Annotated in this window: 20 protein-coding genes and 1 pseudogene; 15 read left to right on the top strand and 6 right to left on the bottom strand. The window is 27.6% G+C overall.

What is annotated here, in order from left to right:
* Together KQI30_RS02675 and KQI30_RS02670 are read left to right on the top strand one after the other, a co-directional pair.
* Positions 1-396, top strand: a 396-nt coding sequence (locus KQI30_RS02675; protein WP_253287353.1) for an IS66 family transposase, incomplete at its 5' end; no start/stop codon positions are given.
* A 291-nt stretch (positions 397-687) separates the two neighbouring features.
* Positions 688-882 carry a hypothetical protein gene (locus KQI30_RS02670; protein WP_216461612.1) on the top strand — a complete coding sequence of 65 codons (195 nt, stop codon included), beginning with the start codon at positions 688-690 and terminating at the stop codon, positions 880-882.
* Positions 883-1,189: 307 nt separating this feature from the next.
* Here the strand turns inward: KQI30_RS02670 and KQI30_RS02665 are convergent, their stop codons facing one another.
* The 3 genes and pseudogenes from KQI30_RS02665 to tnpC all read right to left on the bottom strand — a co-directional run bounded on the left by KQI30_RS02665 (position 1,190) and on the right by tnpC (position 2,910).
* Positions 1,190-1,423, bottom strand: coding sequence for a transposase domain-containing protein (locus KQI30_RS02665; RefSeq protein WP_367397823.1), 234 nt, complete (start codon positions 1,421-1,423; stop codon positions 1,190-1,192).
* A 12-nt stretch (positions 1,424-1,435) separates the two neighbouring features.
* Positions 1,436-1,498, bottom strand: a pseudogene (locus tag KQI30_RS17485) (hypothetical protein); the annotation flags it as partial.
* A gap of 38 nt (positions 1,499-1,536) precedes the next feature.
* Positions 1,537-2,910, bottom strand: a complete 1,374-nt coding sequence (tnpC, locus tag KQI30_RS02660) for an IS66 family transposase (RefSeq protein ID WP_216461610.1) — start codon at positions 2,908-2,910, stop codon at positions 1,537-1,539.
* A 106-nt stretch (positions 2,911-3,016) separates the two neighbouring features.
* Here tnpC and manA point away from each other — a divergent pair, with 106 nt between their 5' ends.
* Positions 3,017-3,949: a mannose-6-phosphate isomerase, class I gene (gene manA, locus KQI30_RS02655; RefSeq protein ID WP_216461609.1), complete on the top strand. Its 933-nt coding sequence runs from the start codon at positions 3,017-3,019 to the stop codon at positions 3,947-3,949.
* 108 nt (positions 3,950-4,057) lie between these two features.
* Here manA and KQI30_RS02650 read toward each other — a convergent pair whose 3' ends face one another.
* From KQI30_RS02650 to KQI30_RS02640, 3 genes are read right to left on the bottom strand one after another with little or no spacing between them, the layout of a single operon-like run.
* Positions 4,058-4,276 (bottom strand): hypothetical protein, encoded by a 219-nt coding sequence (locus KQI30_RS02650; protein ID WP_216461608.1) that lies wholly within the window; start codon positions 4,274-4,276, stop codon positions 4,058-4,060.
* Between the two features lie 42 nt (positions 4,277-4,318).
* A complete protein-coding gene (locus KQI30_RS02645) occupies positions 4,319-4,531 on the bottom strand; it encodes a DUF2922 domain-containing protein (protein WP_216461607.1) in 213 nt (70 codons plus the stop codon).
* A 16-nt stretch (positions 4,532-4,547) separates the two neighbouring features.
* On the bottom strand, positions 4,548-4,763 hold the full coding sequence (locus KQI30_RS02640; RefSeq protein ID WP_216461606.1) for a DUF1659 domain-containing protein: 216 nt from the start codon (positions 4,761-4,763) through the stop codon (positions 4,548-4,550).
* A 206-nt stretch (positions 4,764-4,969) separates the two neighbouring features.
* Here KQI30_RS02640 and KQI30_RS02635 point away from each other — a divergent pair, with 206 nt between their 5' ends.
* From KQI30_RS02635 to KQI30_RS02580, 12 genes are all read left to right on the top strand, one after another.
* Positions 4,970-5,833, top strand: a complete 864-nt coding sequence (locus tag KQI30_RS02635) for an Rpn family recombination-promoting nuclease/putative transposase (RefSeq protein WP_367397821.1) — start codon at positions 4,970-4,972, stop codon at positions 5,831-5,833.
* Between the two features lie 359 nt (positions 5,834-6,192).
* Positions 6,193-7,275: an SEC-C metal-binding domain-containing protein gene (locus KQI30_RS02630; protein WP_216461605.1), complete on the top strand. Its 1,083-nt coding sequence runs from the start codon at positions 6,193-6,195 to the stop codon at positions 7,273-7,275.
* A 316-nt stretch (positions 7,276-7,591) separates the two neighbouring features.
* Positions 7,592-8,656 carry a YecA family protein gene (locus KQI30_RS02625; protein ID WP_216461604.1) on the top strand — a complete coding sequence of 355 codons (1,065 nt, stop codon included), beginning with the start codon at positions 7,592-7,594 and terminating at the stop codon, positions 8,654-8,656.
* A gap of 37 nt (positions 8,657-8,693) precedes the next feature.
* Positions 8,694-9,587 carry an LCP family protein gene (locus KQI30_RS02620; protein WP_253287352.1) on the top strand — a complete coding sequence of 298 codons (894 nt, stop codon included), beginning with the start codon at positions 8,694-8,696 and terminating at the stop codon, positions 9,585-9,587.
* 222 nt (positions 9,588-9,809) lie between these two features.
* On the top strand, positions 9,810-10,661 hold the full coding sequence (locus KQI30_RS02615; RefSeq protein WP_294346003.1) for an Rpn family recombination-promoting nuclease/putative transposase: 852 nt from the start codon (positions 9,810-9,812) through the stop codon (positions 10,659-10,661).
* 361 nt (positions 10,662-11,022) lie between these two features.
* Positions 11,023-12,768 (top strand): methyl-accepting chemotaxis protein, encoded by a 1,746-nt coding sequence (locus tag KQI30_RS02610; protein ID WP_216461602.1) that lies wholly within the window; start codon positions 11,023-11,025, stop codon positions 12,766-12,768.
* Between the two features lie 130 nt (positions 12,769-12,898).
* Complete coding sequence (locus KQI30_RS02605) at positions 12,899-13,198, top strand: hypothetical protein (protein ID WP_216461601.1); 300 nt, start codon at positions 12,899-12,901, stop codon at positions 13,196-13,198.
* A 307-nt stretch (positions 13,199-13,505) separates the two neighbouring features.
* On the top strand, positions 13,506-14,309 hold the full coding sequence (locus KQI30_RS02600; RefSeq protein WP_216461600.1) for an ABC transporter permease: 804 nt from the start codon (positions 13,506-13,508) through the stop codon (positions 14,307-14,309).
* Between the two features lie 13 nt (positions 14,310-14,322).
* Positions 14,323-16,293, top strand: a complete 1,971-nt coding sequence (locus KQI30_RS02595; RefSeq protein WP_216461599.1) for an ABC transporter ATP-binding protein — start codon at positions 14,323-14,325, stop codon at positions 16,291-16,293.
* Positions 16,294-16,326: 33 nt separating this feature from the next.
* Entirely contained in the window at positions 16,327-16,716 is a 390-nt protein-coding gene (gene tagD, locus KQI30_RS02590) for a glycerol-3-phosphate cytidylyltransferase (RefSeq protein WP_216461598.1), read from the top strand.
* 27 nt (positions 16,717-16,743) lie between these two features.
* Positions 16,744-17,937: a CDP-glycerol glycerophosphotransferase family protein gene (locus KQI30_RS02585; protein WP_216461597.1), complete on the top strand. Its 1,194-nt coding sequence runs from the start codon at positions 16,744-16,746 to the stop codon at positions 17,935-17,937.
* 28 nt (positions 17,938-17,965) lie between these two features.
* On the top strand, positions 17,966-19,066 hold the full coding sequence (locus KQI30_RS02580) for a CDP-glycerol glycerophosphotransferase family protein (protein ID WP_216461596.1): 1,101 nt from the start codon (positions 17,966-17,968) through the stop codon (positions 19,064-19,066).
* Positions 19,067-19,758: the final 692 nt, after the last annotated feature.

Here is a 19,758-nt window from a genome sequence, read left to right as displayed (position 1 = left end):
GAATATGTTGAAGCTGAAATAAAAAATGCACTTCCAAGAAGTCCATTAGGTAAAGCGTTAGATTATGCTAAAAAACATTTACCTGGACTGAAAAATGTATTATTAGATGGATCACTAGAAATTGATAATAATGCTGCTGAAAGAGCTATCAAACCTTTTGTTATTGGAAGAAAGAACTTCTTATTTGCTAATACTGCTAAAGGTGCAACAGCTAGTGCTAAGTTATACAGTATTATAGAAACAGCTAAAGCTAATAAAGTTGTTGTAGAAAAATATTTGGTCTATCTTTTCGATAATTTACTAAATATTGATTCTGATAATAGCGAAGCTTTAGAAAATCTAATGCCTTGGGCAAATAATCTTCCTGACAATCTAAAAGTCAAAATCAAGAAATAAATAAATCCCGATAGGGCTTTAAATCGCCCTACCGGGATATTTTAATATATTTTTTTAATTGATAAAAGGTACCAAAACTTTGACGCTTACATACATTTATTAACTGGTTCATATATAAAAACCTCCTCGTTAATGACTATACAGATTAGATGTTAATAAATGCTTAATTCACTGAAAAAAATAAATAAATTTTGATTAGTAGAATATTGTCAAATAAAGGATTAATGTTAATTTTATTACCAATAGTAATGTTGGATATATTATAATTATGGTTGAGACAAAGATTTGTGAATGGGTAAATATTATTATTGTGAAAATATAGAAAAATTGGTAGATGAAAAGTTGTTAATGCCATATTATATTGCTAACGAGTTAAGAATTAAGGAAGAACGTTTTAATGATTTAATTAATAAACGTTGCCAAACTACTGTGGAAGAATGTGTAATCATAAGTAAGCATTTCAATGTAAAATTGATTATTTATTAGGTTTACGATCAAAGCAACAAACGATAGCAGGAACTCAAGATAAGGTTATGACAGGTACTTTTTGGAATCGCTAAGAATGCAAAATACTATTAAAGCAAAAGATGATTGGTATCGTCAGCAGCAGGAAAGGAAAGAAAAACGAAGAAAAAGAACAAGCAAATTTTAAATCTGAATAAATAAATTTTATAGACACAGGAAATAGTGTAAAAACGTAAGCGTCAAAGTTTTGGTACCTTTAACAGTTTTGAAAAATATACTAAAATATCCCGTAGGGTAAATCAAAGTGATAAACCCTATCGGGATATTTTTATTCCTTTATTTTTGTCTTCAAGTTATTAGAAAGAGTATTTGACCAAGGCATTAATCTTTTTAAGTTTTCGCTATCAGTGATATCAAGATCTACTAAGTTCTCGAAAAGATAAACTAAATATCGTTCTATTACTAACTTATTAGCTTTAGCTGTTTCTATAATGCTATAAAGCTTAGCGCTAGCTGTTGCACCTTTAGCAGTATTAGCAAATAAGAAATTCTTACGTCCAATAACAAAAGGTTTAATAGCTCTTTCAGCAGCATTATTATCTACTTCAAGTGATCCATCTAACAACACATTTTTTAGCCCAGGTAAATGTTTTTTAGCATAATCTAATGCTTTACCTAAAGGACTTCCCCTAACAGTGCATCTTTTATTTCAGTTTCAACATATTCAATAAAGTTATCTATAATAGGAGCTAACTTTTCCTTTCTTATGTTAAATCTAATATCATAAAAATCTTCATTAGAAGCATAAGCTTCTCTCAGTTCTTTTTCAAGTTTATAAATTTGCTCACAATAATTAAACCCTATTACACCACGAGATTTTTTTAGGGCTTCTTCATCAAGATTTTCTATTATTTCATAGAATTTTCTTCGTATATGAGCTAAGCAATATATCCTAGTAGCTTCGCTTACGGAATTATATCCTGAATATCCATCTGTCTGTAGATATCCACTATATTCTCCAAGAAAAGCCTTAGGACATGAACTAGACCGCGTATTTTGATAATCATAAAGAATTATCGGCTTTGCATTAGTTTCGCTCATATATAACCACATATATTTTTTAGACTTGGAGTTCTTACCATTATCATTGATTACTTTCAATGTAGTCTCATCAGCATGAATATAATTTCTACGTAGAAGTTCCTTTTTCATGTGATTATAAATCGGATCTAATACATTAGCTGCTGACATAGTCCAATTACATAAAGTCTGACGACTAAGGGTGGCACCCATCATATCAAAATAAGACTGTTGTCTATATAATGGCATAGCGTGATGATATTTAAGAATAATAGTATGAGCGATTAACTCCTTAGAAGCCATACAGTTATAAAAAACAGATTTAGGCATTTCAGCTGAAATAATTTTACTATCCATATTTTCTTTTTCACATGATTTACAAGCGTAGCTGTACACTACGTGTTCTTCCACTATTAATTTAGCAGGAATAAACTTAAGTACTTCCTTTTTAGATTTAACCCCGATCTCTATTAATTCATTTCCGCATTCACTACAGATTAAATCTTTACCTTCTAATTTATGTTCTATAACTACTCTTTCTAAATTAGCAAGGTTATCTTTTTTACCAGTATTATTACTTTTCTTTGCTCTTTTATATGTAATTTCTTCAACCGTAGGTTCTTCTACTTTTGAATCACTATGTTTTTCTGCTTCATTAAAAAAGCATAATTGATTAGCATCTACCTGCTCACTAGATGCTCCAAATATTTTCTTATTTTTATTTGAAATAATCCCTTTTAAAAATTCTAATTCATTTTTAAGATTTTCTATCTCTTTATTTTTAGAATCTATTTCTTTTTCCATTTCTTCAACTTTTTCAATTAATACTTGGCTTTTTTCATCAAGTTCATTACTAATAATTTCGTGATTCATAAGTACTATTTTTTCAAGGGTATTTAAAAGATAATGATTGTTTAAATGACTTGATTTTATATTTGTATCATATACAGCAGCTTTAACCTTAGTCACATTTTAAGATGCATTTATTTTAGTTTCAATTATAAGTTATTTTTTTATATAGCAAATACGCTCTAATAAAATATACTAAATATAGAGTAATAATTGTGAGAACTATATGTATCCAATTAAATTTGAAAATCTATATTACGAAAAAATATGGGGTGGCAGAGATCTACAATCTTTTAGATTCAACTTACCAGAGGGGAATATTGGAGAAAGTTGGGATGTTGCTTGTCATGAAAATGGTACAAGCATTGTAGCCAATGGAAGATTTAAAGGAATTAGTTTTGATAAACTAATTGCAAGTAATGGTGAAGAAATCTTAGGTGAAAAATATGCATCTAAAAAGTTTCCACTACTAGTTAAACTTATAAATTCTAATGAAAATCTTTCAGTGCAAGTCCATCCTAATGATGAATATGCAAAGATAAAAGAGAATTCCTTTGGTAAAACAGAAGCTTGGTATGTAGTAGAAGCACAAGAAGGTGCAGAGCTTATTGTTGGTACAAATGGCTGTACTAAAGAAGAATTTGAAGCAGCGATAAAAAACAACACTGTAGAGCATTGTTTAAATAGAATTAAAGTAAAAAAAGGCGATGCATTTTTAATAAACAGTGGTCTTGTACATGCTATAGGTGCAGGACTTATAATAGCTGAAATTCAACAAAATAGTGATATTACCTATAGAGTATATGATTATGGAAGACCAAGAGAAATACATGTAGAAAAATCTTTAGAAGTTATAGATTTTTCATTAAGTCCTAAAAAGTTAATTGAACATTATAAAGAAGAATCAGGATATAAATTTACAACTCTATGCAAAAATCAATATTTTTCTATTGATAAATGCGCAATAGATAGTAGTTACACTAATAGTACTAATGGTGATAACTTTGTTATCTTAACTATAGTAGATGGTAGTGGTACAGTTATGGGAAATGGTTATACAGAGACTATTGAAAAAGGCGATAGTATACTACTACCAGCATCATTAGGAACCTACACAGTTGAAGGAAAACTAGAAGTGTTAATAACTAATCCACTTTGAGATCTTTTGGGTTAGAAAATATGAAAAAGAAAAAGCCAGAAACTTCTCTTTGAGTTTCTGGCTTTGATTAAGTAATTAAGATAGATGAGTGATTAAAATAGATAAGTATTAAATTTCATCTGCTGAGTTAATAGATATCTTAGCATCTTTAAATAGACCAAAGAATTTAGCTACTTTAATAATACAGAATATAAAGATAGCTATAAGAGAAAATAACGAACCTACTATAGGAGGCACATCTAATTCCTTATTTATAATACTTTTATCCTCTACAGTGTTAGTATCTGCATTATTCACCTTTTTAAAACCTTTAACTGTTAATTTCATATAAATCAATCCTCTCTTTTTCAATATAATAAATATTTTAAACTAAAGTGCAATATCAGTAGTTGTAGTTTCAGTTAAGCTAGCACTATCAATAGCAATTATATCTCCACCCTTAAAAGTGAAAACAGCTTTTTCTTTTACTAGCTCCATAAATTCTTTTATCTTTGTGTCATCCACAGTATCTTTTACTTTTGGTACATTTATAGATACCTTTGTTCCAGTTTCAGTGACAAATTTCATAACTAAAGTTTTCATTTATTATTCCCCCTTATTATTTAATTAATAAACTTTCATCTACAATGGTAGTGTTGGATAAAGATCCTTCCCTAAGCTCAGCATAGCTATCTATGATAGTAGCTACATCATCTAAGTTAGCGTCTAACTTAAGATTAGGTAAGGTCACTTTACTTGTTACCTCCTTACCATTTTCATCATTTGTTACAAAAGATAATTGAACAGTTTTGTTCATTGCAATTGTTGATGCCATTTTACATCACTCCTTTCACTTCTTAAATATGAGGATGTGATGAAAAGTTGACATATGAATTTTATGAAAATTAAAAAAAGCCAGAAACAATTTGTTTTCTGACTTAAATATATAAATAGTAATAATCTTGTACCCATTTGTATACTAATATATAATAATGGTAAAGATTATACTAATGATAAAATTAAAGTTGGAGGAAACCTTTAGTGGATGAAATAAAAAATGATCAGCTTTCAATGAAGCCCAAAAATGATTATGTATTTAAAAGAATTTTTGGAAATCCTAAAAATTCAGATTTGCTAATATCACTTTTAGAATCAATATTGAATGAAAAAATTTCTTCAGTAGAGATATTAAATAGTGAAATAACTAAGGAAAATATTGAATCAAAGAAAAGTATATTAGATATAAGAGCTAATATAGATAAAGGTGTACAGGTCGATATAGAAATACAACTTTCAAGAACAATATATATGCCAGCCAGAAGTTTGTATTATTGGTCAAAGATGTATGGAGAACAATTGCTTATAGGACAAAAATATAAAGGATTAAAGAAAACAATATGTATAAATATTGTAGATTTTGAGGCTACGAAAAGTAAGACATATCATAGTGTTTATAACTTGATGGAAAAAAATCAAGGATATATGTTAACAGATATAATGGAAATACACTTTGTAGAGATGACAAAGCTAAAAAAAGTTTATGAAGGCGATAAGTTATCACAATGGATAAGATTTATAAAAGGAGAATCAAGAAAGGAGATTGAGGAGATGGCTATAGCAAATAAAGATATTGATAAAGCCTTGGAGATATTAACAGCTATGAGTATGGATAAAAATGAAAGAGCAGCATATTTATCAAGAGAAATGGCCCTTCATGATCAAGCAACTTTTATTGAAGAGGGAAGAGAAGAAGGTAGAGAAGAAGGTAGAGAAGAAGGTATAAAAGAAGGTAGAAGAGAAGAAAAAATAGAAATAGCAAAGAAATTGTTAGATATACTAGATGACGAAACAATTGCATTAAAAACTGGATTAGATATTAATGAAGTAGCAAGAATGAGAAAATAAAGTACCTCTACGTAGTCACTATAAAAAACTGAGGCACAATGTTTATTTATTGTGTATCAGTTCTTTTCTATATTCTATAAAGCAATTATTTTTGTGTGGTGATAATTAAATAACCTTCGATGGACAAGTAATGGTAGGGTATTATATTTGGTTAAGTTTGATATATAAATCTGTTCTACTTAAGTGGTGGTGACAAGCAGTGGCTTAATTTCACCACTACTTAACTGCAACAGGTTACTAATATGGAATTTATATATCCTCACTAATCTTGTATCAATTTACATACTAATATATAATGAAGGTAATGATCGTGTTATGGAACATAAATTAAGAATTATATTTAATTAGGAGTAAATAATATGTTTAAAGAAAAAAATGTAACAATAACTTTGTTAGAACATTTAAGTAACTTAACTAAAACAGATTTAAATGAATTGACTTATACATATCCTATAAAAGGAAAATCAAAAATGAAAAAGCAAGAATTAGTAGAAGCTTTAAATAGTGAGATGAAAAAAGAAGATACTATAAGAGATCTTGTAATAATTATAGAAGAGTTAAAAATGGATATGTTAGAAAAACATGAAGATGAAGATTCTATTAAGATTAGCAGATGCTTAATGTTGCGTTCACTAGGCTATGTTGCAACAGAGTTTAAATCTGAATTAATAGATTATAGAATTGCATCAGATGTAACAAAATTAATAGATAACTTTGATGTAAATAGTATAAGTTATGAAATTGAAAGGTATCACCTTATAAGAAAAGTAATGTTTGCATGTATTAATTTATATGGTATTTATGAAATAAGCTTTTTAATAGATTTATTTAATGACTTATTTAATGATGTAGAACCGTTAGATTATGATGAATTAAATAGATATGTAGATTTACATGAGAAGAGTAGAGCGGGAATTGTTAAACATGGAATTTATTTGGCTAGTGATTCCTTATTTATTGGTGCGGGGGATTTTGAAAATATGCTTCATGCAAGAGAAGGAAAAGAATATTATATTCCTACTAAAGATGAGTTAATGAAGTATTATACTGAAGAATATGTTGAAGAAAATAAGCAATATAAGGAATTAAAAAAGTTTATTTATAGAATGGTTAAAGATAAAGAGTTAGCTGAAGATACTTTTGAAGAAATTACTTTTATAGCTAGATGGCATGAGGGTAAAATGGAGAGTGTTCTTATAGAACTTGAACTGAGAGGAATAAGATTTGAAAATATGAAACAAATTCAAGGATTTGTAGATGTATATATGAACTTTTATAACAACACCAGAATTTGGCAAAATAAAGGTTTTACGCCTTATGAATTGCGTAAATCAGAAAAATTGGAGCCGTTTAACCCTAAAGTGATAGTAGGAAGAAATGAACCATGTCCTTGTGGAAGTGGTAAGAAGTATAAAAAGTGTTGTTTAGGAAAAGAACAATAAAATATTAAATTAAAGAAGGTATCGTATTAACATATGAAAGTTTGTTATCGATGCCTTTTTTATTATTACATCATATAAAACTTCTTGTATTTATTTTGCAAATATTTTACTAAGGCTATATCAAAACTAATATATAATTTTTTTATGGTTTTTATATGTGTGAATTTTTATAGACAAGCAATAAGTGTGGTATTATATGTTAGTGATTTTTATATATAAATCTGTTCTAATTAAGTATTGGTGACAAGTTGTATCAGTTATAATACTAATATATAATGATAATAGCATCACGGATAATTAATTAGGAGAAGGTAAAATGAGAAAAGAAAGAACTTTGCAACAACAATTAAGCACTTTAACAAGAAAAGAATTAGACAAGTTAACAAAGATGTATCCAATAAAGGGAAAATCAAAATTAAAGAAGCTAGAATTAGCTGAAGTATTAACATTAGAAATGAAAAAGGATCAATATATAAGAGAACTTATTGTTATTATAGAAGAATTAAAACTTGCCATGAAGGAACAAGGATTCAGTGATGAGTATATCAAGGCTAGAATTCTTTCAGCAATGTGGGGACTTGGATATGCATTTTTTGATTTAAAAGATATTGATAGTGTTTATGAAGTTGCTAGTGATATAAAAGAATTAATAAATAATTTTGATATTAACAATATAAGTAATGAAGTTAAAAGATATCATTTGGTGAAGAATGCGCTAACAGCAGCAAATAATTTATATGGTGTTTATGAAGTTAGTTTCTTTATAGAATTGTTTAATGAGTTATTTAATGATGTTAAGCCATTAGATTATGATGAATTAACGCAATATGTAATGTTATGTGCAAGAGCTAATTCAGATATTATTGAATGTAGTGGTTATATAACTAGTAATTCTATATTTCTTATTGACGGATTTGTTCAAGAGTTACTTGATGTAATAGAGATAAAAAATTATTATATTCCTACTAAGGATGAATTAATGAAGTATTATGATGAAGACTATGTTGAAAAAACTAAGGAATTTATAAAAGCGGTAGATCTTATAGATAGAAAGATAAAGAATAGACAGAAAGCTGAAGAAATAGTTGAGTCTAATGTTAGATCTGCTAGACAAAGAGAAATAATTGTACAAGATATTAGCATTGAATTTAGAATAAATAAAATAGAATTTAAAGATAAGAAAGAGGAAAAAGAGTTTCAAGAGGCATATGTAGATTTGTATAATAACATTAGGATTTGGCAAGAAAGAGGATTTACACTTAATGAAATAGGCAAACCATTAAGTATAATGCCAGTAAAAAAAGTGGTATCAGTGGGGAGAAATGAACCATGTCCTTGTGGTAGTGGAAAGAAATATAAAAAATGTTGTTTAGGAAAATAGCTTTAAAATATTTTTAGGGAATATGGGGGAAAACAATATGAAAAAAATAGTTTTATGGATTTTAGGGGTATTATTATCGCTTACAGTTGTAGCAGTAGGTGGAACATTTTTTTATGTTAAACATATGATAGGAAAAGTCGATCATGTAAAGATTAAGAAAGATGATTTAGGTATTAATGAGGAGATAGAAGAAAAATATGGTGATATAAGAAATATTGCTTTATATGGTATTGATGCGGAGGAAGGAAAAGCCGGGAGATCTGATTCTATAATGATATTAACAGTAGATACAAAAAATAATAAATTAAAATTAACTTCTATAATGAGAGATTCATATGTTAATATAGCAGATCATGGTTATGATAAAATTAACCATGCATATGCTTTTGGTGGACCTGAACTTGCTATGAGAACATTAAATGAAAACTTTGATTTGAATGTAAAAGAATTTATGGCAGTAAACTTTACGTCTATGCCTGAGATTATTGATAAATTAGGTGGTGTAAATATTGATATAACTGATGAGGAGATTCAATACATACCGGGAATAACTTCTGCTGGTACTCAAAAGTTAACAGGTAAACAAGCTTTAGCTTATGCAAGAATAAGATATGCTACTGGAGGAGATTACAAAAGAACTGAAAGACATAGAACAGTTTTAACGGCTATTTTTAATGAAATGAAATCAAAACCTGTATCACAATATCCATCATTGGCATCAGACTTTTTACCATATGTTAGAACAAATATATCAAGTAATGAAATGTTATCTCTTATGGGAGATATAGGTACATTGATGTCAGGAAATTTGGAACAAAATAGATTTCCAACTGATGAACAAGGGGAAGGTAAGATGATAAATGGAGTTTACTATATGACTTTTAATATAGAAGAAGTTAAAAATAGTATGCATCAATTTATTTTTCAATAATAATTAAGCTACAAGAGTGTAAAAACTTTTGTGGCTTTTTCTATTTTGGGAGCACTTTGGACGAGCAGTGGTGGTATTATATGTTAATAAACTTCGTATATGTATCTGTTATAGTTAAGTGGTGGTGACAACTATTATAGTAATATTGTATCAGTTTGTATACTAATATATAATTAAGGTAATGATTATACTAAAGATAAATTTAAATACGGAGGATGTTCTGTGAATATATCAAATAATGATCAATTTTTAATGAAGCCAAAGAACGATTATGTATTTAAAAGAATTTTTGGGAATCCTAAAAATTCAGATTTATTAATATCACTTTTAGAATCAATACTAAATGAAAAAATTACATCAGTAGAGATATTAAACAGTGAAATTATGAAGGAAAATATTGAAGCAAAGAAAAGTATATTAGATATAAGAGCTAATATAGATAAAGGTGTACAGGTAGATATAGAAATACAATTATCAAGAACAATATATATGCCTGCACGTAGTTTATATTATTGGTCAAAGATGTATGGAGAACAATTGCTTATAGGGGAAAAGTATAAAGGACTAAAGAAAACAATATGTATAAACATTGTAGACTTTGATGCTACGAAAAGTAATACATATCATAGTGTTTATAACTTGATGGAAAGAAATCAAGGATATATGCTAACAGATATAATGGAAATACACTTTGTAGAGATGACAAAGCTAAAAAAAGTTTATGAAGGCGATAAGTTATCACAATGGATAAGATTTATAAAAGGGGAATCAAGAAGGGAGATTGAGGAGATGGCTATAGCAAATAAAGATATTGATAAAGCATTAGAGATATTGATGAATATGAGCATGGATAAAAATGAAAGAGCAGCATATTTATCAAGAGAAATGGCCCTTCATGATCAAGCAACTTTCATAGAAGAAGGAAGAGAAGAGGGAAGGGAGAAGGGTAGAGAAGAGGGAATAAAACTTACAAGAAAAATATTTAAGCTTCATAATAGTGGAAAATCTGTAGAAGATATTGCAAAGGAATGTTCGGTTTCTATTGAGGAAGTTAAGAGTATAATAGAAGATTAAAAAGAAAGGTCATGAAAGAATAAATTCTTTTGTGGCTTTTTCTATTTTGGGAGGATTTTGGACGAGCAGTGGCGGTGGTATTATGTGTTAATAAACTTCGTATATGTATCTGTTCTAGTTAAGTGGTGGTGACAAGATACTAGTGGAAATATATGCTTGTGAAGCGTATATTAATACCTGTTATAGTTAAGTAGTGGTAAATTACTTATATATGAATATATTCAATAAATTAAGTTGTACAATACTGTTTTACCACCACTTAACTGCAACAGAGTTTAATATGAAAAAATATATATACTGCACCAATGATATTTAAAATAAGTGCTTTTTAATATTAAGAAATTTACGACAAAAGTTTGATTTGTTAACAAAAGATAATGAAGATATACTTTTTATGTATGTAGTATATACTGATACAAAGCAAGCTATTTTTAGTGATAGATGGGATCCGGGTGAAGGGTATAATTTTGAAGAAAAAGAGTTCTATATGGCTCCATTAAAAAGTAAAAAGTTAACATATATAGAGCCACAGTATGATATATATACAGATCAAATTGTTATAACAATAGCGCAGCCAATTTATAATAATAATAATGAAATAATAGCAGTTACAGGTGCTACTATTAACTTATCAAAAGTAATATCTAAAATTAATAACTTAAATAAGAATAGTGATGATAGTAACTATTTAATGTTAGTAGATGATAATGGTTATATTGTTTCACATAGAAATAAGAAGTATATAGATAAAGAGATTTTAACTAATTTAGAAGATATAAAAGAGTTAGGTTATCATAATATTTATAAAGACTATGTAAAAGGCAATAAAACTGCAGGAAAGCTTAAAATGAATGTAGGAACAAGTTATTGCTTTGTTGATAAGGTAGGGGAAACAGGTTGGAGTCTTATACAGGTAACTGATGATAGTGCAATTACTAGTATAAGAAAAACTGCAATTATTTATGTTATAGCGATAGTAATTGTTATGACAGGAATTTGTTCTATTATACTTATGTATTTTATAAGAAATATTGTTTCAAGATTGAAAACTATATCTATAGAACTTGAGAAGATATCAAGAGGAGATATTAAAGTCTATAATGCTTTTGATAAATATAGAAATGATGAGATTGGGGATATATGTGAATCTATAAATAACGTTGCTTTATCATTAAACAATATGGTTGGAGATATAAGTGATAGTGAAACTGATTTATCAGATAACACAGTTGTATTATCTGATAATATTGAAAACTTTAATAATGGATTTACTAATATTCGTAATGCTTCTAAATCTATAAAAGTATCTGTAGAAAATCTGGAAAGTGATATAGAAAATGTTCGTGAAGAAGTAAATGAGTTGTCAAGTGATATTGAATTTATTAATAAGGAAATTGGAATGGCGTCACAAGATATGCAAAAAACAAGTGATATAAGTAAAGATAGCCTAATAGTTATTAATGATTTAGATGTTATAGAAGAGAAGACCAATACTCAGATTTCAGAGATTGGAGATATAGTTAATAATTTTAAAGGTAGTGTAAAATCAATAGAGGATATAACAAGTAACATATCAAGTATTTCCGAACAGACTGAATTATTAGCTTTAAATGCAAGTATTGAAGCGGTTAGAGCTGGTGAAGAAGGTAAAGGATTTATGGTAGTAGCTAATGAGGTTAAAAATTTATCTGCACAGACACAAGTATGTGTAAAAGAAATAAAAGAGTTGCTTAAATATCTAATTAATGAAAATGAGAAATTTGATGCAATTGAATCAGAGATACAAACTTTAGCAGAAGAGAGAATGCAAATAGGTAATAATACAAAGAATGCCTATAGAGAAATTCATGATTATGTATTAGAAAATCAAGATAAAGTTAGTAATATACAAAATCAAATTAATTCAATAGAAAACAAGAAGAGATTTTTAGAAGAAATAATTGAGAAGTTAGAACATTTATCTAAAAAGGTTGCTGTAGATATAAAAGGTATTTCAGAAACAATAGATGTACAAAATAATATAATAGAAGATATTAAAGATATTAACGTATCACTGAAGGTTAATAAAGAAAAGTTAAGTGATAATGTAAATAAATTTAATATATAGTTAATAAGAGGCTTTGGCAATAAGTACATATTTATTGCCAAAGCCTTTTTTGTGTGTGACATTATATGGCAAAACATTTATTGAGTTTGTGATATTATTTATTCAATATAGAAATAAAGGGGAAATTGAGATGGCTTTAAAGAAAGAGATATTAATTTATATGCCATGGGTTTATTTTGGGACATCATATGAATATAATGATTTGATTGATATATTCAATGAAATGAGAAGGTATTTTAATATAACAGTTATAACTATTGATGATGAGGGTAGGTTACTGGGAAATAGAAAACAGCGGTATTATGAAGAGAAAAGAAATAAAGTGACATTTGTAAAAATTGCTATATCTAAAAAGAAGATTATTTATCATGTAAGAAGTATAAAAAATTTCTTTATATTTTTGATTATAAATAATATTAAAACATCTTAGGAAAAATTCTAAGATGTTTTTTTGTATTTTATTTAAAAAAATAAATTTACAAATTTATTTGTAGGTAATGAAAAAAATCTGCAGTTCATATATCGATATTAATGAAAAAATTCCCGTTATAAGGAACTTGATACTTATTATGAGAAATGAAAAATATTTGATATTGTCACTATAAAAAATAGGTTGTGGCAATTTTTTTATGTAAAAATATAGCGAATACTAGTTCTTATAATTGACAAAAAATACTGTATAATGAAGTTAAGTTTATATTAGAATACAAAAAATCAAAATAGGTGACTAGAGTTTTATGAAAAGTATTATTTATGTGGTAAGTGAAAATATAAGGAATCTTTATAGAATATTATCTATTTCTAAATATGAATTATTGTCGGATATGAGGGATTCAAAATTAGGTATTGTATGGAATATACTTAATCCATTGATTCAAGTATCTACGTATTGGTTTGTTTTTGGAATAGGAATAAGAGGAGGAGAGCCGGTAGGTGGTGTAGAGTTTTTAGATTGGATGCTTGCGGGACTTTTAGTATGGTTCTTCATTAGACCATGTATAACTAAAGGTGTAAATGCTATAAGTTCTAAGATTAATGTAATAACGAAAATGAAATTTCCTATTAGTATATTGCCAGCCACAGTTGTTCTGAAAGAACTTTTTAATCATTGTTTTATGCTTGTTATAGTGTATCTTTTGTTTTTAATCCGAGGTATGGCACCAAGTATATATAATCTCCAAGTATTTTATTACATAATGTGTATTGTAGCATTATCTATATCAATTTCCATGATAACTTCTTCATTAAACGTATTTACTAAGGATGTTAGGAAGATGGTAAATGCATCAATGAGAATACTTATGTATTTAACGCCTATATTATGGACAATGGATAAACTTCCTGTATCTATTAAGATGGTGATGAAGTGTAATCCTATATTTTATATTGTTGAAGGATATAGGGATTGCTTCTTTTACCATAAGAGTATTTTAGCAGCACCAAGGGAAATGGCTATATTTTGGATTACTGTAGCAGTGCTATTTGTTATAGGAAGTAACCTTATATATAAGTTTAAACATAAGTTTATAGATTTATTATAGTTGGAGTGGAAAGATGGACAATAAGTATTCGGTAAGTTTTAAGGATGTCTCAAAGATTTTTAAGTTAAAAGGTAAGAATAAAGCAAAGAAAAAATTTGAGAAAAAAAGTTTTTATGCATTGCAAGATATAAATTTTAATGTGGAAAAGGGAGATGTTATTGGTATTCTCGGTACTAATGGTTCTGGAAAATCTACATTATCTAGAATTCTTGCTGGAATATCTGTTCAGGATTCTGGAAAGGTTGAGATAAGAGGAGAACAGGCTCTTATTGCTATTAAAACTGGACTTAATAACCAATTGACAGGATTAGAAAATATAAGATTAAAAGGTGCATTGTTAGGCTTAAGTAGAAGTAGAATCAATGAAATTATAGAAGAGGTTGCAGAGTTTTCAGAATTAGGAGATTTTTTATATCAACCTGTTAAGAAGTATTCTAGTGGTATGAAATCTAGATTAGGATTTTCTATATCAATATTCTTAGATCCAGATATAATCATCATTGATGAAGCACTATCTGTTGGAGATAAAGGCTTTTCAGCAAAATGTATGAAGAAGATGAATGAGTTTAAAGATCAAGGAAAAACAATATTTTTTGTAAGTCATTCATTAAATCAAGTGAAGAATTTTTGTAATAAAGGCTTATGGATTGAAGGCGGAAAACTCAGAGAGTACGGTGATATAAATACTGTAGCAAAGAATTATTCTGATTATATAAATGAATATAATGAGAAAAGTGATGAAGAAAAGAAAAAACAAAGAGAAGCAGTTTTTAATGAAAGAATAATTAAAGAAAAGACCAGGGTACTTAGTACTAGAACAATGTCTTTTATAATGGCAACTATTATTGCATTAATATTAGTACCATTATCAGTACTTGGATATAGTGCTTTTAAGGAAGATGATCTTAATAATAGATTAGTTAAAGATGTGAATTATACATTTTTATTAGAAGGAGATACAGTAGACAATTATCTAGATAATGAAAGAGAATATCTTAAAGATGCTAAAGGAAATACTATCGATAAAATTTTGATGTTTAATATAAAAAAGAGTGGGAAAATTAACATAGCAACATTACCTGTAACTAATGAATTTTATTATAAAAATATTGGAATTAGTGATGAAATAAGATTTTTAACTGTTATGGGGTACAAGGGGCCTGAGATAGCATCAATAATTTCAAAAGAGCTTTCTATAAAAAATGATGGAGTATTTATTATAAGTAAGAAGAATTTGAAGGATGCTTTAAATAAAATAAATTCACCTTATAAATATAATGAGTTTGATGAAAATGATAAAAAAGACTTTCAGGATGTATTTAAACAACTTTCGTCTGGTGGAAAATATAAAACTAATGAATTTTTATCAGTATTATTGGAAGGATGTACTGACAAAACTGTACTTAAAATAGAGAAAACAGTTAATATACTTGCTAATAAAAGATTATACGAGGATGTAAAATTTAGAATTAGTGATTTTAATATTAATAAAAGTACTATTAGAGATTTATTGCCTGAAGATAGAAAAGATAAATTAGATGATAGTGAGGTGCTATTAAATAAAACTCTTGTTTATACTAATGACACTAATTTAAAGGAAAATATATATTACAGATCTGTTAATAAAAAAATAGATGAAATTATTAAGATGGAAGAAGAAGAGAGAGCAAAGCAGCAAAATATAAAAAAATATGATGAGAGCCGTAATACAGGAGGATATACAGTACCAGAAAATACAATAATTAAGGAAGAAGAGAAAAAGGAACAAGAGAAAAAAGAAGATTTTAGCGATAAGAAGCCAGTAGTAACACCAACGGAGCCAACAAAAGAAGAAACTAAAGAAGAGCTAGATAGTAAAGATGATTTAGATGATAAGGATAATTCTGGTGGTTCATCAGATGATGATAAAAAAGATAGTGAGTCTGGTGATGAAACAGATACGGGTACTGAAACAACACCATCTAGCAATAACAAAAGAAGATAGAATTTATATTTGAAGTTATGAAGAGGTGATACGATGAGAAAGGTAATTACATATGGTACTTTTGATTTATTTCATGTAGGACATTTAAATTTATTAAGAAGAGCTAAAGAGCTTGGAGATTATTTAATAGTTGCTGTATCTAGCGATGCTTTTAATGCATCAAAAGGTAAAAAAGCATATCATTCAATAGAAGATAGGGTGAAGATATTAGAAGCGATAGAGTATGTAGATGAAGTGATATTAGAAGAGTCTTGGGATCAAAAAATAGATGATATATTAAGTAAAAATGTTGATGTTTTTGTAATGGGTGATGACTGGAGAGGCGAATTTGACTATTTAAAAGATTATTGTGAAGTTGTGTATTTACCAAGAACTAAAGGAATTTCTACTACTAAAATTAAAGAAGAATTAAAAGTTGGATAACTCTTTAAATGAAAAGGAACGATAGTAATGAAGTTAAAGAAAAAAATAAAAAAATTTTTAGGAAGGATTATAAAAACTTCTTATAATCTGTGGTATAAGTTTGTTACTGTAGATGAAAAAACTATTTTATTTATATCTTTTCACGGAAGAGGGTATAGTTGTAACCCTAAGTATCTTCATAAATATTTGTTAAGTAATGAAAAATATAAAGATTACAAATTTGTATGGGCTGTAAAAAAGGGAAAAGGAAAAGAAATTTCAGGCGCTAAGGTTATACGATATAACAGCGTAAAGTATTTTTATTATCTTGCCAAGAGTAAATATTGGATAGTAAATTGTAAATTACCAAGACACATATTAAAAAAAGAGAATCAAGTTTATTTGCAAACATGGCATGGTACACCACTAAAGAGGCTGGCACATGATATCCAAATTGGAAGTGATGCTAAGTTTTATAGAACCGGTGTTTCAAAAAAGGAAATGACAGATACTTATGATATAGATGTTAAGAGATATAATTATCTAATTTCCCCTAATAAGTTTTCTACAGAAAAATTTCAAAGTGCCTTTGAGATAGAAAGAAATAGAATAATAGAAACAGGATATCCTAGAAATGATTATTTAACTAATATAACAGATTCAGAGATAAATAATCTTAAAGAAAAGTATAAAATTCCAAAGGATAAAAAAGTTATACTATATGCACCGACATGGAGAGATAATTCTTTTAATGTGAAAGGATATACTTTTAAGTTAGAAGTTAATTTTAATAAGTGGAAAGAAGTTTTAGGAGAAGAATACGTTGTACTTTTTAAACCACATTATCTTATTACAAACAAATTTAATAATGATGGATTAGAAGAATTTTTATATACAATAAAAGAAGATAAAGATATTAATGAATTATATGTAATTAGCGATATTCTTGTAACAGACTATTCTAGTGTATTTTTTGACTATGCAATTTTACAAAGACCGATATTATTTTATATGTATGATTTAAAAGAATATGATGAAGAGATAAGAGGATTTTATTTAGATATAAATAAAGACTTACCAGGTAGCATATTTACAAAAGAAGATGACTTATTAAAGAAAATATTAAATATTGAAGATTATAAAAAGAGTACTTCTAAGTTATTAAATGATTTTAATAATACCTATAATTATTTACAAGATGGACATGCTTCTGAAAGAGTAATTAAAATTTTATTAGAATAATTATAAAATTGTGAGGGAGCACAAAGTTATGATTAAAAATATTGTTCTTTATATTTTGCTATTGCCAGTATATTTATTTACTTGCTTTTTTAAAATAGATAAATATAAAATAACATTTATATCTTATAAAGAAGATGAACTAAAAGGTAATTTTCTTAAGATTTCTGAGACATTAAAAAATTATAAAGAATATAATTTAAACTACATACTGATGAAATATGAGAATACCCTTATTTGCAATATAAAATACTTTTTTAATTGCATAAAGCAAGTATATTATATTAATACATCTCATGTTGTTATTTTAGATTATAATAATTATGTCGTTTCTCATTTTAAAAGAAATGGTGTAAAGGTGCTTCAAATATGGCATGCCAGTGGAGCTATTAAAAAATTTGGTAATGATATAAAAAGAGATTATAAAATAAAAAATTATGACTATGTTATAGCATCATCGGAAAAATGGAAAAACTGTTATAGTACAGCTTTTAATATTGATAAGAGTAATATTTTAATAACGGGAATTCCAAAGACAGATAACTTATTTTCTAAAGAAATTGTTTGTTCTAATAGAGAAAGTATGATGCAAAAGTATCCCTTTATTAAAAATAAGAAAGTAATATTATTTGCACCTACCTTTAGAGGAGATCCTATAAAAGATATAAAATATCAACCAATCAATTTAGAGTATATTAAAAACAAATTAGGTAAAGAATACGTGATAATTTATAAGATGCATCCTTGGTTTGGTAATAAAATAATTTCTCGTGATAAAGAAATAATAAATGGAAACAATGAAAGCATAAGGGCACTTTTTTCTGTAACAGACTATCTAATAACAGATTATTCTGCTGTATTATTTGATTTTACAATCATGAAAAAACCTATTATTTTATATTCACCAGACCTAGAAGAATATAAATCTACCAGAGGAATGTATGTAGATTATGAAAATACAATGCCTGCCCCTATATGTAAAACAGAGGATGATGTAATTAGTGCAATAAATAATAATGTTTTTGATATAGAAAGAATAATGAATTTTAGAGATATGTACTTTAAGTATCAAGATGCCAATTCTACGGAGAGAGTATGTAAGGTGATTAGGGGCATCATTGATTATGAATAAGGAGAAACAGGGAGCAGGTATATATCAGGGTACAGGTATGAGGACACAAAGCACAGTTATGGATGAAATTCCCTTTGGGGAATTTCTGAGATTTTAAGTGCCACAATTTTGTACATAGAATAAGTTAGTTTTCTTAAGGTACTTGTATTTGATATAGAACTGTTACGGGAGGCTAATGAAGGTTGCACCTTCATATAGCTTGTAGTGGGAACCCATGATTTATGAAAAACAACACTTAAGTACAATAGTTTTATATATAAGCTAAACATATATATTAATACAATTGTGAATTGAAATAGAATCTTTACTTTAAGCAACTATGATAACGTTTAACCTATTCTGTTATAGTTAAGTGGTGGTGAAGATAGTGAAAAGTTATTGATGAAACTTTAAGGGGTTAATATGGAACCGTTACAGAATACCAATGAAAGCTGTCCTTTCATATAGCCTGGATTAGAACCTATTGATTTATAGAAAAACAACACTTAAGTATAATAGTTTTATATACTCACTAAATACACCTAATAACACAATTGTGAAATACGAATTGATTGAACTGTGAATTGTTTGAATTGCTTGAATTGTGAATTGCCATCCGCAGGACTATAATATTTTCCCCACAGGGGAAAATTAGCATTTACTGTGCACTGTGCCCTGAAATGGTGCCCTGAAAAGTTCCCTTTTTCATGACA

The sequence above is a fragment of the Clostridium bornimense genome (genome assembly GCF_018917145.1).
GTDB lineage: Bacteria > Bacillota > Clostridia > Clostridiales > Clostridiaceae > Clostridium_AN > Clostridium_AN bornimense_A.
This window is presented reverse-complemented; position numbering and strand designations above follow the sequence as displayed.